This is a genomic window from Shewanella sp. 10N.286.52.A9 (assembly GCF_041468985.1).
Classification (GTDB): Bacteria; Pseudomonadota; Gammaproteobacteria; order Enterobacterales; family Shewanellaceae; genus Shewanella; species Shewanella japonica.
In genome coordinates, this window is sequence record NZ_JBFRJQ010000020.1 from 72,213 (window position 1) to 87,296 (window position 15,084).

The 15,084-nt window shown below is 42.0% G+C and carries 13 protein-coding genes; 4 read left to right on the forward strand and 9 right to left on the reverse strand.

Translation table 11 applies throughout. The features are described 5' to 3' along the window. Nucleotides 1-40: 40 nt before the first annotated feature. Together AB4128_RS15005 and AB4128_RS15010 are read right to left on the reverse strand one after the other, a co-directional pair. Nucleotides 41-685: a YqiJ family protein gene (locus tag AB4128_RS15005; protein ID WP_055025858.1), complete on the reverse strand. Its 645-nt coding sequence runs from the start codon at nt 683-685 to the stop codon at nt 41-43. Nucleotides 686-849: 164 nt separating this feature from the next. After that, on the reverse strand, nt 850-2,373 hold the full coding sequence (locus AB4128_RS15010) for a DUF3612 domain-containing protein (protein WP_055025857.1): 1,524 nt from the start codon (nt 2,371-2,373) through the stop codon (nt 850-852). A gap of 206 nt (nt 2,374-2,579) precedes the next feature. On the opposite strand from AB4128_RS15010, the gene AB4128_RS15015 reads away from it, so the two are divergent. After that, nucleotides 2,580-3,098, forward strand: coding sequence for a hypothetical protein (locus tag AB4128_RS15015; protein ID WP_055025856.1), 519 nt, complete (start codon nt 2,580-2,582; stop codon nt 3,096-3,098). 235 nt (nt 3,099-3,333) lie between these two features. Beyond that, nucleotides 3,334-3,774: a cyanase gene (gene cynS / locus AB4128_RS15020; protein ID WP_080914537.1), complete on the forward strand. Its 441-nt coding sequence runs from the start codon at nt 3,334-3,336 to the stop codon at nt 3,772-3,774. Nucleotides 3,775-3,870: 96 nt separating this feature from the next. Here cynS and AB4128_RS15025 read toward each other — a convergent pair whose 3' ends face one another. The 4 genes from AB4128_RS15025 to AB4128_RS15040 form a co-directional block, all read right to left on the reverse strand. Continuing rightward, nucleotides 3,871-5,592: a protein kinase domain-containing protein gene (locus AB4128_RS15025; RefSeq protein WP_372038173.1), complete on the reverse strand. Its 1,722-nt coding sequence runs from the start codon at nt 5,590-5,592 to the stop codon at nt 3,871-3,873. Between the two features lie 81 nt (nt 5,593-5,673). Next, nucleotides 5,674-6,516 carry a formate/nitrite transporter family protein gene (locus AB4128_RS15030; RefSeq protein WP_065110285.1) on the reverse strand — a complete coding sequence of 281 codons (843 nt, stop codon included), beginning with the start codon at nt 6,514-6,516 and terminating at the stop codon, nt 5,674-5,676. A gap of 210 nt (nt 6,517-6,726) precedes the next feature. Continuing rightward, a complete protein-coding gene (ccoG, locus tag AB4128_RS15035; protein ID WP_372038174.1) occupies nt 6,727-8,256 on the reverse strand; it encodes a cytochrome c oxidase accessory protein CcoG in 1,530 nt (509 codons plus the stop codon). A 185-nt stretch (nt 8,257-8,441) separates the two neighbouring features. Continuing rightward, on the reverse strand, nt 8,442-9,887 hold the full coding sequence (locus AB4128_RS15040; RefSeq protein ID WP_372038175.1) for a sigma-54 interaction domain-containing protein: 1,446 nt from the start codon (nt 9,885-9,887) through the stop codon (nt 8,442-8,444). 191 nt (nt 9,888-10,078) lie between these two features. On the opposite strand from AB4128_RS15040, the gene AB4128_RS15045 reads away from it, so the two are divergent. After that, the gene (locus tag AB4128_RS15045; protein ID WP_372038176.1) at nt 10,079-11,011 is read left to right on the forward strand and encodes a YeiH family protein; all 933 of its coding nucleotides are present in this window, start codon (nt 10,079-10,081) and stop codon (nt 11,009-11,011) included. Nucleotides 11,012-11,108: 97 nt separating this feature from the next. Here the strand turns inward: AB4128_RS15045 and AB4128_RS15050 are convergent, their stop codons facing one another. The 3 genes from AB4128_RS15050 to AB4128_RS15060 all read right to left on the reverse strand — a co-directional run bounded on the left by AB4128_RS15050 (nt 11,109) and on the right by AB4128_RS15060 (nt 13,370). After that, nucleotides 11,109-11,300, reverse strand: a complete 192-nt coding sequence (locus AB4128_RS15050) for a hypothetical protein (protein WP_055025849.1) — start codon at nt 11,298-11,300, stop codon at nt 11,109-11,111. 118 nt (nt 11,301-11,418) lie between these two features. Further along, nucleotides 11,419-12,048 carry a paraquat-inducible protein A gene (locus AB4128_RS15055; RefSeq protein WP_372038178.1) on the reverse strand — a complete coding sequence of 210 codons (630 nt, stop codon included), beginning with the start codon at nt 12,046-12,048 and terminating at the stop codon, nt 11,419-11,421. A gap of 143 nt (nt 12,049-12,191) precedes the next feature. After that, on the reverse strand, nt 12,192-13,370 hold the full coding sequence (locus AB4128_RS15060; RefSeq protein ID WP_055025847.1) for an HD-GYP domain-containing protein: 1,179 nt from the start codon (nt 13,368-13,370) through the stop codon (nt 12,192-12,194). 346 nt (nt 13,371-13,716) lie between these two features. Between AB4128_RS15060 and AB4128_RS15065 the strand changes: the two genes are divergently transcribed. Beyond that, the gene (locus AB4128_RS15065; RefSeq protein ID WP_372038179.1) at nt 13,717-15,075 is read left to right on the forward strand and encodes an isochorismate synthase MenF; all 1,359 of its coding nucleotides are present in this window, start codon (nt 13,717-13,719) and stop codon (nt 15,073-15,075) included. The last annotated feature ends 9 nt before the right edge of the window (nt 15,076-15,084 follow it).

Genomic DNA, 15,084 nt, shown 5'->3' on the forward strand with positions numbered 1-15,084 from the left:
GTATTACTACTATAAAAATCTTGGTTCCATGAATAGACGGCTAAATACTATCGAGTTTTGCTGCTATCCAAATATTATTTTTTTTATTCAGCAACACGACTTGGTCATGCTGGTTAAAACTTTCTTCTGCAAACTCTGGCGCGACCATCACGTAATGTTTCTGCGCATGTTGATCCACCAGCACCGCCTCTGCAGGACTGTTTACTCTGGCAGTGCCCACGGTAATTTTGGCCAATAAACCACTAAAACTAGTATTAGAAACGGCATGGGATTCATTTTTGGGGAGGATTTTTGCCAAAGGTCTACCAATGATGGATGTGCTGAGCAGACTCAGTACAAATACAATTGGAGCACTAATCATTGGGGAAAGTAGATTACTAGCGTATTGATAACTAATAAAATTTAAACTGTAGCCAATGAGTGCAAAGCAAGTAAGCAATAACACTAGCCAGATTAATAACGGTAACTTATTCAGGCATAGCCAACCAACTAATGGGGTCAGCCCAGTATTAGCCACATTAAGGTCGGCATCGACATCAAGTTCAACAGGAGAAAGGTGGTCTATCAGATTTGAAATGCTAAAGCCTATCACTAAGCCAACACCTTCTAACAGTGCAAGCATCAACACCATCGTCATCGCAATCGCAAATGGGGTATTGGCGTTTATGAGTAAAAAATCGAGCATGACTGTATTCCTTTACAGCTAGATTAATCACTCAACCTGGCAGTCATCCTATGCCAAGTTTATAAGCAATTAATATAATTAGATTATATCTGTCAAAAACAACATCACCTTAACAAAAACTTCCTTAGAAGTGAATTAGATTATCAGTCTTTGTGATGACCGACTTATTCGCACTGTGCTTGACCACTGGCATAGCAGCTAGGTTGTCGTGGGCATACTGCGCCACGAGAGCAAATCACTCTGGCATCGTTTTCTATACCACGTTCAATCCAATTAATATTCAAGATTTTAGCCACGCTAACCAGATCTGCTTTGATGTGTTTTGGAATGGCGACTAAGCCGCCGTTTTCAACACACGTTTGCTTTAAATCTTCGGTAATTTTTGCAGCATCTTTACCTTGCGCTTCAATGGCGGGGTTTAAATCTATCCCTGCACATAACACATGTGGATTACCCGCTGAATCATCGACTTTTATTGATTCACAACAGTAAATTCGCGGCTCATTACCTACATTTAATATTGAAATTTGAGCAGATGTTCCCGATGTCGGCTCGTTAATTTTCCTAAATACAGCCCAATGGTGGCAAGGGTCTTCAACTATGCGCATATTGCCCCAAGGCAGTGGAATACCATTACCGCGATAGACCGCTTTAAGCTTACCTGGTGCATAAGCATCAAAGTAATGCCAATGAGGGTAAGGAGAGACAACTGTCATTCTGCGCATGGCAACCGACGCCGACACCTGTAACTGTTTATGGATATCAATCTCGTAGCCGTGACGATCTAATAGCTGTCTGAATGGCACTTTAGGGCAGAGTAATGCCCCTGCAAAAAAGCTTGATTCAAAATCACGCCATGCATGCAAGATATCTTGGGCATTAAGTGTGTTTGACTGCACAGTTGCATCATCATCCGCCTCAACTCGACGCCCCGATGTCATGACACTTTTCAAGCCGTCTTTATTGTGGAGCACGCAATGACCAATGTGCACTGCCAAGTCATATTTAAGCCTTGGCGCATTGGATTTGAGCGCTTTATTGATAAAAATTGTCGCAGGTGGTTCAAAAAAAGAAGTGGTTAACCGAGAAGAACGAGCGCCAGTTTCATCTAACACTTCAGTCGGAACTTCATCAATCCATTTAATTTTAAGTCCCATACTCTTAGCAATGCTAAGCATCTCATCAGCACTTAGCGGCATCTGTTTTCTGCCAATTTCTTCAGCGGCGCGTTCTAAATCAGGGAAATGATTTTGATGGTGTTCTTGGTGTGCGCGAATTAATAACTGAGCAAACTGCCGACCTGATGTGCCTGTTTGTGACAGCATTTCAGGTATCGCGATTTGTAAAATGTCATTAGAAAATAAAAAGCTTGGTTCGAGTGGCATACCGCTAATACCACCACGGCGTCCCTTTTCTGGGGTGATTGATTGCTCTTCTGGCATGTCATCTAAAAACCAATCGACATCTTTTTGGAACACAGTAGCAATCACCGCCAGCATACCAGCACTGGGCACTCTTTTACCTCGTTCTATCATTGATAGATACGACACCGAAGGCGCAGAGCTCGAATCTACACGTATACATCGGGCAGACAAGTCTTCCATTGTCAGATGATTACGTTTACGCAGATTTCGAATCTTTGTACCCAGGAAATGTGACTTTCTCATCAAGCTTTGTTCATTACGCATTTTGTAAAATTCACACTGTAAAATTTTTATTGTGAAATTGTAGTGAAAAATACACTAGACTACAAATTAAGCAATCGGGAAACAGTGTTCATCATTTTGATTCCCATTGCGACTAAGGCAATCGATAACAAAAGATGTAAGCACGGCCTAATGATATGAATATTTAATTAGCCCCGTGTAATGACCCAAGCGAAGAGGATAAGGTTATGACTATGACAACAATGCACACCAACACAGCCGCTCACAACCTTAACAGCTTCATTGAGGAACAATTTGTGGCAACCAGTACCAACGCAGACAAAATTAACAATGCAAAGGTATTTTTAGATGACAACTTCCCACTTACTGAAGGCTCACACGCCGATGTGAGTAGCTATGTTATTTACTACACTCATCTTCTAGCCTTTATGAAAGATGGTAGCCAATGTGGTTTACAGAACCCATGTCAATTTGTTGCTTTAACAGGTCATAAAAGCGAACCAACATCGATTGTCCTTAAAAATAACGATACCCATGTTGAAGTCAGTTTTGACAGAAATGGCGAGTTAGGATCGAAAGATCCTGCGCATATTGAAGATATTCAAGTGGCGCTGCCAATTAAAAACTTACCAACGCCATATAAACAATGGGTTAGTATGCTGCATTCTCGCTGCCTACCTACTGAAGGTAACTGCAAAGTATTTACTGCAAAAGATGGCACTGAATACGCCATGCATCAACGTTAATCAGCGCAATAAGCCGCTAGATTACATTGCACTCTCAAGGTCGGCATTATTGCCGGCCTTCTTGTCAGTGAATAAAAACGTCTTCTCCTGTCGCACCAACAATTAGCTAATAATGCACTAAAATAGCCGTACTCCTATCCTATAAAAAATTAACTTATTGATTAATATATTATTTAATAGTGGTCTAACTCTTGCGAGATCTTATAGACGTTTATCATGCCTATAGGAATTTATAATGAATAAAGAACAAGTGGTTGAAGCGATTATTTTAGCGAAACATGCCCGCCAACTAAGTTGGCAAAATATTGCAGATGAGTTAGAAATGGGCTGTGTTTGGGTCACCTCAGCATGTTTAGGCATGAACAGCATGCCAGAGAACGTCGCTGATAAGTTGTGCCAGCTACTTGAGCTTCCTGCAGGTTCACAAGCTGCGCTCACGGCTTACCCGACCAAACAATGGCAACGTGATGTGCCACAAGATCCACTGGTCTATCGCCTCTATGAGGTGGTTGGTGTATATGGCGACACATTAAAAGAAGTCATTCAGGAACAATTTGGTGATGGCATAATGAGCGCCATTGATTTTTCAATGGATGTTGCAAAACAAACTGATCCTAAGGGCGATAGGGTCGTGATTACCATGAACGGTAAGTTTTTACCTTATAAAGCATGGTAATTAATCCTTGGTAGCCTGATAAAAGCTCAATATCGGGTTTGTATTAACGCAGTACTCTTGCTGCTGTGTTAATACAGACAAGCATTAAGGTCGTGCTTAATAAAATAAGGCTATCACTAACCCTAGAGCTAATAAGAAAGATAAACGCTGCCAAAATAAAATGGGGTCTTTATCAATATAAGGCGTGTGCTCACGTATTGATTTAGGGTGAGGATGTTTAAGGTTATAAATAAACTCCGATACTTCAGCAGTGCGTTTTGACGGGGACACTTCAAGGGCTTTTTCAAGGGCATAATCTACCCACTGAGGTACTGCGGCATTTCTACTTCGGGCAGGAACATAGCGTAAGCTTTGCTGCGCTTTTAACGTCGTTGCCTTGGCAACATCCACCCCGTAGGGCAGCTGACCAGTCAGCATTTGATAAGTTATTACCGCCAGAGAAAAAATATCACTGCGACCATCGCCAAGCTCGCCCACAAAATATTCAGGAGCACTGTATTGGGCCGTTCCCAAAATGTGATCATCAATCCCTTGAGTTTCAATGATTCCTGCAACAGCTGTCGCACCGAAGTCAATAATTTTGACCACACTTTCAGTGGTGATCATGATGTTTTCAGGGCGTAAATCTTGGTGCACCATCTCTTGTCTGTGCATAGCTTGTAACCCTCGAGCGATTTGAACCACTATCGTTCTCACTGAATCTAAATCGGGCTGTTCATGATCGTGGTTCCATTGAGCTAGCGTGCAGCCTTCAACATACTCTGTTGCCGTGTAAAGGTAACCCTTAGGAACACGCGACTTAACAGGTTTTAATAAATGCGTGTTAGATACCCTTTGCGCCACCCATTCTTCCATTAACAAGGTTTCTAAGTGGTCTTCATTTTGGCGCATTTCATCAGAAGGAACCTTAATTGCCACACGCTGACCAGAGGCTTTATCTTGAGCTAGGTAAACTCGGCTGCGACTACTCACATATAGTTCACGTTGAATCACCACATCTTCGAATTCTTGGCCGCTATGTAATGGTGGCGGTAAAGGGAGTCGATTCAATAACTGTTTGAACTCATTGACGTCTGGATCAGGTAGAGAATCTACCCGCACAATTTGAATACTCAAATTATCATCGCTACCAGCATCAAGCGCCTGCTGAACCAGCTCTTGCGCCACATTGGTTAAATCTCTGTTTTGCTCTAGTGCATCATTAATGGCATTGGCAATGGTTCTCGTGGTTAAAAACTCGTGCACACCATCGGTGGTCAATACAAAAATATCGCCCAAGTTAATCGAGCAGGAGTGATAATCACTATTGAGTAACGGGTTAATGCCTAAAGCTTGATTAAGGTAACTGACTTCATCGTCGACATAACGTCGATGATCTTCCGTTAATTGCTCTAAACTATTCCCGCTCAATTGGTAGATACGAGAATCACCACAATGAAAAATATGTGCTGTATTTGATTTAAACACTAACCCACTAAAAGTGCAGACATAACCTTTATTCAAGTCATGACGATGCGGGCCATTTTGGCTTTGGGCATATAGCCAATGATTAAGTGCCTGCAGCACTTTAAGCGCAGACTTTTTAACTGACCAGGCTTCAGAAGTTGCATAGTAATCACTGATAAAATTACTTATCGCACTTTCACTAGCAACACCACTGACGTCACTAGAGCTAATACCATCAGCAATCGCAACCACTGCGCCTTTACTATGTATCAGGGCATTATCTGGTTGCATACTGCCACAGCAATCTTGATTGATCTGTTTTAGTCCAGAAACGCTTTGTTGTGCAATGGTAAGTTTTAGCGAATTTTGCATTAAAGCTTCCTTGCCGCCACAACAATTACAGTGCCATTAAGGTAATCGTGTGACGGTAAGAACTCACTTAAGTGTCCAATATTAAGCAAGCTTTTCACGACGAGCTTCTGCTTGTTTGCGTTTACGCACAGGACTTTCTTTCACGTGAGTTAAATACAGCGGTAACCCAACAAGCGCAAATCCACCCACTAAATTACCCAATGCGGTAGGGATTTCATTCCAAACGAGGTAATCCATAACCGTAAATTCACCGCCCATGATCATTGAGAATGGGAACAAGAACATATTGACAATTGAATGCTCAAAACCCATGAAGAAGAACAGCATGACGGGCATCCACATTGCCATCATTTTGCCGCTTGCAGAAGTAGAAATCATTGCACCAACGACTCCCATTGATACCATCCAGTTACACAGCATGCCGCGAATAAAAATGGTCATCCAACCTGCAAAGCCATGTTCTTGATAACCCAGAGTACGTGACTCACCGATGCTACTCACTTTCGCAGCGAGTACGCCACCATCAGTGTTATAACCATAGGTCAAAATAAACGATGCAAAGAAAGCAACCGTGAGGGCACCAGCGAAGTTACCCACAAACACTAGGCCCCAATTCCGCAGCATTTGGTCGACGGTACAGCCATTTCGTTTATCCAAAACCGCCAATGGCACTAAGGTAAATACCCCAGTTAACAAATCAAACTTCATTAAATACAGCATGATAAAACCAACAGGGAACAAAAGTGACCCCGTTAATAAGCTGCCAGTTTTAACTATCACTGTAATGGCAAAAAATGCCGCTAGACCTAAAATAGCCCCCGCCATAAAAGCACGAACAAATGTATCTTTCGTTGACATGAAAATTTTTTGTTCACCAGCATCGACCATTTTGGCTGCGAACTCTTTTGGTTCAATATACGACATAGCTTCACACTCCTAGATTTAATTCTGATCATGTTTTGCGAGTTCTATGCCACTATAAAAAAGTCAAATTAAACAACTTGTTAACATAAAGGTGTACCATAAGCTAATTAGCTAAAGCACTATAATAGTTCATTTTTTATTCACCCCGCCCTATATTGGAACGTCATCAAAGAGCTCAATCAAGTTGTATCTATCCTTAAGGTTGAATGACTAAGGCCTAAAAAAGCGTGAAGCTTGAGCCACTTGATTAAGCGGTTTTCCTTGGACAATTTCACCACCCGAGTTCACTTCGGTGATAAAAAATGTCAGCGCTTCGCGTGTTTGAGATAACCCCTGTTTATCTGGATGCTTTATCGAGCTGGTGACTGTAATAGGGTATTCAAGTTGCTCAGCCGCTTTAATCAATACCAAGGTGTTATTGGTTATTTTGAAATCATGAGCAGATAACTTATCGGAGCTAACACTGATCTGATAAAAAGCAGCTTGCTGGGTTTTGTTACGTATTTTCAGTAAATAGCTATTTTCGATGACGGGGTTTGTTGGCTCAGAGCTGACAACACGATATAAGCTTTGGCGATCTCGAATAACGTTAAGCTGAATATCCGCTCGGCTTTGTAAATCTAAAACAATCATGACCAGCATCACCACTAATGCACCCGCATAACCTAAGGCTTTTAATGACCACATTGACGGAGTGCGGCCCGTTTTTAGTGCGTTTTCACTGGTAAAGCTGATCAAATTGGGCAAATAGCCAAATTTACTCATCGTTTGATTGCAGGCATCGACACAGGCACCGCAGTTAATACATTCATATTGCAGACCATTTCGAATATCAATCCCTGTTGGACACACATCTACACAAAGATGACAATCAACACAGTCGCCTAAGCCATTGCCAGCCTCTGTCGTTGCCTGAGTCTTGGTGCTTTTTTTATTACGTTTTCTCGGACCACGGTTTTCACCACGAGCAGCATCATAGCTAACGGTTTTAGTATTCGCATCGAACATCACTGCTTGGAAACGCGAATATGGGCAACAATGTAAACACATCATTTCTCGCATCCATCCAGCATTAAGGTAAGTACATAGTGCAAAAAACCAAACCCAAACTCCTGTCCAAAAGCCGCTGCTAAAACTAAAAATATCCACATAAAGCGCCCTTGCAGGCATAAAGTAAGCCATAAAACCACAGCCAGTCACCAATGCCATTAACGCCCAAACAGTGTGCTTCGCAACTCTTTTAGTCACTTTATTCACTGACATTGGCGCTTTATCAAGGGCGGCACGGTGGTGATGGTTACCTTCAACTTTTGCCTCTACCCACATAAACACAGCTGTCCAAGCGGTTTGCGGACACATAAAACCACACCAGACTCTGCCGAAATAAACAGTAATAAAAAACAATGCAAATGCTGCGGCCATAAAAAACCAAGCAAGCACGGTAAAGTCTTGCGGCCATAAGGTGACATTAAAAAAGAAAAATTGCTGCTCTGTTACATCGAATAGAATGGCCTGACGGCCCTGGAAATTGATAAATGGAATAAGGAAAAATAACGCAATCAACACCGTATTAGTGTGCAACCTAAGACGCTGAAATATTCCTTGCTGCTCTCGCACATGAATCTTCCCCGAATCGCTAATATTGATAACTGGAATACGTTGCTGCTGCACAGCAGACGTGGCTTGTGATGGTACTTGTGATAGTGAGGGTGTTTGCTGACTCGCTATTGGCTCTGACATATCTAAGATCCTACTGCTCTAGTAACTTGCTTTCATTCGCAAAGCTAATAGAGCAAAACCTGAGCCAACCCAAAATAAAACCTAAAACACTGATTAATAGACACTTATCAATTTTCATTAAACAAAAAAATCACGATATATCACGTTTCCGTGAAATATCGTGACTTTATCGTATCGACAGTAACTTAACGCTGTATGCCAAGCTTTTTCATTCTTGAGCGCAGCGTACTTGGCGGCATATTCAGCACTGCAGCAGCACCTTGTGGCCCCGAAATACGCCACTGAGTATGTTCTAGGGTCTGCTGTATATGTTCTGCTTCTGCTTCAGCCATCGTTAGCGGTTGTTTAAGCTTGGTTTCATCGGCATGTTGCGAACCGCTAAGCGATAGGCTATTAAATTCTAACACTTGATTTTGCGATAAAATAATCTCTCTTTCGATGAGATTTTGTAATTCACGCACATTGCCAGGCCAAGTATATTGCTGCAGCTTTTTCAACCCTTTAGCACTGACGCGAGTCACTTTTTTTCCGAGCTTTTGACTTAACGATGTGACTAAGTCACTAACTAAGGACGGGATATCCTCTGGGCGTTCACGAAGTGGCGGCACCACAATTGGAAATACATTTAGACGATAATACAAATCCATTCTAAACAAGCCCTGCTCAACCCTTGCCTGCAAGTCATGGTGGGTGGCAGCAATGAGTCTAATATTCACTTTAATGGTTTCGCTACTGCCAACCCGCTCAAAAGACTGCTCTTGAATCACTCTCAGTAACTTGGATTGTGCTTCTAAACTTAACTCGGCAATTTCATCAAGAAATAAGGTTCCATTATGCGCCAACTCAAAGCGGCCTTTCCGGCGACTTGTCGCTCCCGTAAAGGCTCCCTTTTCATGACCGAATAATTCACTTTCCAGTATCGATGCTGAAAATGCAGCGCAATTGACACTCACCATGGGTTGCTCATTACGACGACTTAATTGATGTAAACTTCTTGCGACAAGTTCTTTACCTGTGCCATTTTCACCACAAATAAGCACCGTACTATCAGTATTAGCAACCAAATTAATTTGCTGAGTTAAATGGTTAATAGCGTCACTATGCCCTGACAAGCCCATTGCACCTTGCTTGCCCTGCAACTCGGTTAGTAAATATTGATTTTCTGAGGCAAGCTTCTCTGATAATGCCTGTACTTGCGCAAGCGCTTCTCTCAGTGATGTTTCAGTGTGTTTTTGCACACTGACATCACGAAATATCGCTACCACACCAATCAATTTATCTTGGTCATAAACGGGAGTTGAGCTGTAATACACTGGAAAACAACTGCCATCTTTGCGCCAAAACACGTCCTCTGAAACCTGCCGCGCAATACCATCATGCAATGTTCGATAGATTGGACAGTCATGTTGTGGATATGGGCTACCATCGGCATGGCTATGGTGGTGACAATCATGAATATTTTTGCCAATCAACTCTGCACTTTTCCAGCCAGTCATCTGCTCTGCAGCTGGGTTGATAAATACCGCATTACCGTTAAGGTCAAAGCCGTATACCCCTTCCGTGATGGCATTCAGGAGAAGGGTATTTTCAGGTAAAAAGTGACTGGTGGTGACACTGTTTTTTGCATTCATCGCTGATGGCCTCAACTTTCGTGATATCTAGCATATTACATTAGATCACGATATTTCGTTACATAAATAGGTTCTAATTCAAAAGATAGCTCGATAGATACAGTTGTTGACCGATTTTCACTATCAAATATCGTTCATCAGCCTGCATCTTGCTACAATAAGGCATCTGTATTTAGGCGATCACCATCAGCATGCAAATCTCTTCCACATTTAAACTATGGCTATTTATCGCCATGGGTTTGATTTGTTTAACACCCATAATTTCTTCTCCTATCGCCTTGCTGATGGGCTTTACATTGGCGAGTTTAGGTATGGTACCGACTTATATCGACTTAAATAAGCTCACTAAAAAACTATTAGCATACTCAATTGTTGGTTTAGGTTTCGGAATCAACTTACCTGAAGCAATTGCAGCAAGTAGCAACAATTTAGGGCTAATTGTCGGTTCGATATTTTTAACCTTAGTGTTAGGTTTTGGATTAACGATACTATTGAAACTTGATAATAAAACGGGTCATTTAATCAGTTGCGGCACCGCAATTTGTGGCGGTAGCGCTATTGCCGCCGTTGCACCAGCAATCAATGCTAAGAACGATCAAATTGCGGTATCGCTTGCCTGTATTTTCTTATTAAACTCAGCCGCGTTATTCTTATTTCCGACAATTGGTCATGCATTATCATTAAGCCAATATGACTTTGGTGTGTGGAGTGCGATTGCGATTCACGATACCTCGTCCGTTGTGGGCGCAGCGTCAGCTTACGGTGACGAAGCTTTAAAAACGGCCACCACAATTAAACTGGCTCGTGCACTGTGGATTATTCCTATTGCGCTGCTCAGCGCGATTATCTTCGGTGGCGACAAGTCAAAAATATCTATTCCATATTTTATTGGCTTTTATTGTCTCGCCATAATTACGGCCTATTTATTTCCTCAGGGGCAAGCTGTTTATCAGGTGCTCTTTAGCGTTTCGAAGCAATTACTTATCGTGTGCTTATTTTTAATTGGTGCAGGTATCACCGTCAGTAAAATGCGAGCGAATGGGCCTAAGCCACTGCTATTGGGCGTGCTATTGTGGGTTGCAATTGGTGGAATATCGTTGGGAGTCATTCTCTGGCAGAGTTAATCGCTTTTTAGTTGTTCATTGAAAAGTAAATTAAGTTAGGCTAGTTAAATTGGTCTCTTCAGCACTAAAGCCGACTATTGCTGCCAACAAATATTAATCACTCTTCTTCGTTTATCTCTTGCTGTATATAAGGTTTTGCCAAAGCCAGGGCGATTAACCCACCAAAAGCTAATAGTTCAATTACCGCACGAGTAAGCCCAGAGGTTTGCACAGATGCCACTACCGCAATAATGCAAAGGCATATTATCGCAACAGCTTTAAAGGTCTTACTTTGTATCAAGGACATCATCATGGTCTCCAATTAAGTAGACCATTATCTAAATCCCAGTATTTCGCTGCCAATATCAAATATTACTATGTTATTCACATAATGACTTTTGCCCACTGTTACCAGGCTAGATAACGCATTAAGTCTTTTTGTCTGTGGCTATCCAAACTGACACAAGCCTATGACTTACAATAGAAAATACGCAATAAGCTGTAAAATAATAAAAACCAATTTCGAATGAAGCAGTGGTTTTTAACATCTCTCCCATTCCAGCGGAGGCATTTCCAGCCATGTAGACAATAATTAATGCCACAACAAACACATCAGCCATCGACCATTTACCGATTGCACCGATAAACCGGTTCACCGCTGACTGATACCTTGCCGTAGCAGGAATACACATAGTCAACAGCAGTAATAATTTAGTGGCGGGAATGACCACACTAAATAAGCCAACTAGCCCAGCCACCAGCACGTTATTAGATAGGTAAAGTTCTTTCACGGTATCAACAATGCTGCGGGTTTTGTAAAACACCTCCACTTCGCCTTCGAGGTTATCAAAACCAAACATACTCACCGCCATGTCGAGCATGCTGCGGGCATTACCACGTGCTCCTTCAGATAAACTCTCGGTAAACATCGTCACGCCAGTTTCTACCAATTCAGCTTTCTCAATACTGCCTTGTATCGTCAAAATGGGTTGAGTGACTCCAGGGATCAGTAAAGCCAATGACAATATAATGACCAATGAGCTAAATAAGGGTTTCATAGGTACTCCAAGTAAATATCACAGCCAATCACATCAAATGAGGGAAAAATAGTACGTTAAACGCCATAAAATAACGGATCGCAACATTAAGTCCAGTGGCGACACCGCACTTTACAAAGTCGTATCCTGTTTAGGAAAGGTAATTAGTAGAAAGGACTTGGATCAACATCAAGTGAACGTGGTGAAATACCTCGTTCAATATGTAAATCTGACTTTTTCAAATCCACAAAGGTCACTTCGGTATAGCGTCGATGTTTTAATGAATAAAAACACTTAACGACAGGGTTTAACGCATCCCGCCCTTTTGACTCCCAGACAATGCCAACCCGCTCATCAGATAACTGAACTAAAGAACCTACAGGGTAAATGCCTACACAACGAATGAACTCGTAAACTAATGTTTGGTCTAGATGAAAAGGCGTCAAACTCATTAAAATTTTAAACGCTGCCGCTGGGCTCATCGCCTCTTTGTAACAACGAGTAGCCGTTAACGCATCAAAAATATCCACAATACAACTCATGCGGCCATGTTGAGGAATTTCATCACCTTTAAGGCCTTTAGGGTAACCCTTGCCATCTAGCTTTTCATGATGCATCAAGCACACATCTTTGCTCACCTGCGAAAGGCCAACGGTTTCATTCATGATATCAATTGCATAGGTTTGATGCTTTTTGATTTCTTCGAACTCTGCTTCGGTCAATTTCCCAGGTTTATGCAAGATTTTATTATCAACTTGAATTTTGCCTATATCGTGCAAAATGCCGCCGATAGCCATTTCTTTCAACAATGACTTATCTAAGTTCAAGTGTTTACCGAAAGTCACCAGTAAAAATGCGACATTCACTGAATGCTCCAGTAAGTAAGCATCTTTAGTTCTAAGCGCTGACACACATTTAAGAGCATCGGCATCATCCATCACCGATTCAATCATGTTATCGGCAATGTCTTCAAAAGGGGCAACTTCAACCGCTTTGCCTTCATAGGTTTCTGAAAGCACTTTGCGAACAAGGGTCTTTGCTTCGGTCAGGATATTTTTAGCTTGCGCTTGTTTGGTAGCTCTGGTGATAACCGGTTTACGCGCCTTTAACGGAGCAGCCTTTTTCTTCAAGCCACAGCTATCCGATGAGCGCTCAACGTCTACCCACACACTTTTAATGCCGGCTTTTTCTAATTTCGCAATCGAATCTTTATGTTTTATCTGGCCAGCATTACTGATAGCCACTTTGCTCTCTTTGCGATCGATAGCAACGACAAACATCCCGAGCCCTAAACGGCTAACGGGAATACGGATAACGTCTTTAGATTCTTCAACGGAGGACATTAACGATTAACTCTCCAAACGACAACCAAAACACCGACAAGAATGATAATACTTATGATGGAATTTAGTGACAATGTAACAATGTTAATGACATTTTATCTTGTCTCGACTAAATACTCCAAATTAAATGTTATATTTTGTATCACCCTTAAAATACAGTCGCTTAGCAGGCTGCTCTTTTTAAAAACCGCCGATACTATGATTATATTAGCATTTCAGATCACAGCATGAGCGGCTTGGCATTGACAGTTTTTGAACCCTTCATTAACTTAAGGCATAATTTACTAAAACGAATACCTCTCTTTATCATTTCACCTGTTTGAGATATCAACCTTTGGAGTCTTTGTTGCCTAGCCAAATTTTTTCTGAGCAATTTAGCCAGTTAATCGAAAAGCTAAACGCTATGAAGTTGGCCGTTGCCAAAGAACCTATTGTGCAAATATCTGTCGAAGCGAAGTCGATCCCGTTACTGTCATGGTTGGGCGCACAAACCCAATATCCACGTATTTATTGGCACGGGCGAGAAAAGCAGGAAGAAATTGCCGCTATTGGTGCCTGCAAAGATTTCAAACAAGAGCAAGAGATTGATGATGAGTTACTCTCAAGCTTATACCAATCTCAACGAGGTAAAAGCAGCAACCAAGATATCCGCTATTATGGTGGCGTTGCATTTGATCGTACCGTAGAGTGCTGGCCAGACTTTGGCAGAACACGTTTTGTCTTACCGCGTATTGAGTTACGTCGTCACGGTACAATTGTAAAATTACTCATTAACTTAGATTTTGAAAACAACTCGCAAGTTGATGAGTGCGATGCCGCGATTGATGCGATTAAACAACTTCAACCAGCAAAGCCATTATCGCCACCCAATAAACTGCCCCTAATGGGCCGCAGTGATTTGCCAAACTACCAACGCTGGAAAGAACTTGTAGAGCAAGTCACTCATCCCAAGTTTAATCAAACGACACCCAAAGTCGTGTTATCTCGACAAACTCAGCTTGAGATTAACGATGCGGTCGATCCTTGGATGGTGTTGGCCTGTTGGCAAGGACGTAACCCGAATAGTTTTCAGTTTGGGTTTCAGTTTAGCCCAGATAGAACGTTTATCTCTTGTTCTCCTGAACGCTTGTACTTACGCAGGCAAAAAGAATTATTTACTGAAGCACTAGCTGGCACAACTGTGCGTGGGCTCAATCAGGAAGAAGATGATTTTCTGGCTAAGCAATTACTCGAAGACACCAAAAACAGTTATGAGAACCAATTAGTCAGGCAGCAAATTGTTGATGTTCTTACGCCACTCAGTAACTACATTGGCGCAGACGAATCAGCTAAAATTTTTAAACTGACTCATATTCAGCATTTACACCGCTCTATTCGTGCTGAATTAAAAGCGGGCGTCAATGATTTTCAGCTGCTGCAAGGCTTACACCCAACACCAGCTGTCGGCGGACTGCCAAAACAGTCAGCACTAAGCTTTATTCGTCAACGTGAAGGGTATAACCGTGGATGGTACGCTGGTGCTTGCGGTTATCTCAACAAATACGAAAGTGAATTTTCCGTGGCGATACGCAGTGCATTAATTGAACCTGGGCGCATTAATTTGTTTGCAGGAGCAGGCATTGTTGCTGGCTCAGATCCCTTAGCTGAGTGGCAAGAACTAGAAAATAAACTCGCGACTATTTTATCCATATTAGTGGAGCTCTAACCTCCCATA

Bases quoted from the DNA above. Each gene is read 5' to 3' on its own strand.
- AB4128_RS15055 (WP_372038178.1), bottom strand. From the start codon at position 12,048: ATGAAACCCTTATTTAGCTCATTGGTCATTATATTGTCATTGGCTTTA.
- AB4128_RS15025 (WP_372038173.1), bottom strand. From the start codon at position 5,592: ATGCAAAATTCGCTAAAACTTACCATTGCACAACAAAGCGTTTCTGGA.
- AB4128_RS15005 (WP_055025858.1), bottom strand. From the start codon at position 685: ATGCTCGATTTTTTACTCATAAACGCCAATACCCCATTTGCGATTGCG.
- AB4128_RS15030 (WP_065110285.1), bottom strand. From the start codon at position 6,516: ATGTCGTATATTGAACCAAAAGAGTTCGCAGCCAAAATGGTCGATGCT.
- cynS (WP_080914537.1), top strand. From the start codon at position 3,334: ATGAATAAAGAACAAGTGGTTGAAGCGATTATTTTAGCGAAACATGCC.
- AB4128_RS15010 (WP_055025857.1), bottom strand. From the start codon at position 2,373: ATGCGTAATGAACAAAGCTTGATGAGAAAGTCACATTTCCTGGGTACA.
- AB4128_RS15050 (WP_055025849.1), bottom strand. From the start codon at position 11,300: ATGATGTCCTTGATACAAAGTAAGACCTTTAAAGCTGTTGCGATAATA.
- AB4128_RS15060 (WP_055025847.1), bottom strand. From the start codon at position 13,370: ATGTCCTCCGTTGAAGAATCTAAAGACGTTATCCGTATTCCCGTTAGC.
- ccoG (WP_372038174.1), bottom strand. From the start codon at position 8,256: ATGTCAGAGCCAATAGCGAGTCAGCAAACACCCTCACTATCACAAGTA.
- AB4128_RS15015 (WP_055025856.1), top strand. From the start codon at position 2,580: ATGACTATGACAACAATGCACACCAACACAGCCGCTCACAACCTTAAC.
- AB4128_RS15045 (WP_372038176.1), top strand. From the start codon at position 10,079: ATGCAAATCTCTTCCACATTTAAACTATGGCTATTTATCGCCATGGGT.
- AB4128_RS15040 (WP_372038175.1), bottom strand. From the start codon at position 9,887: ATGAATGCAAAAAACAGTGTCACCACCAGTCACTTTTTACCTGAAAAT.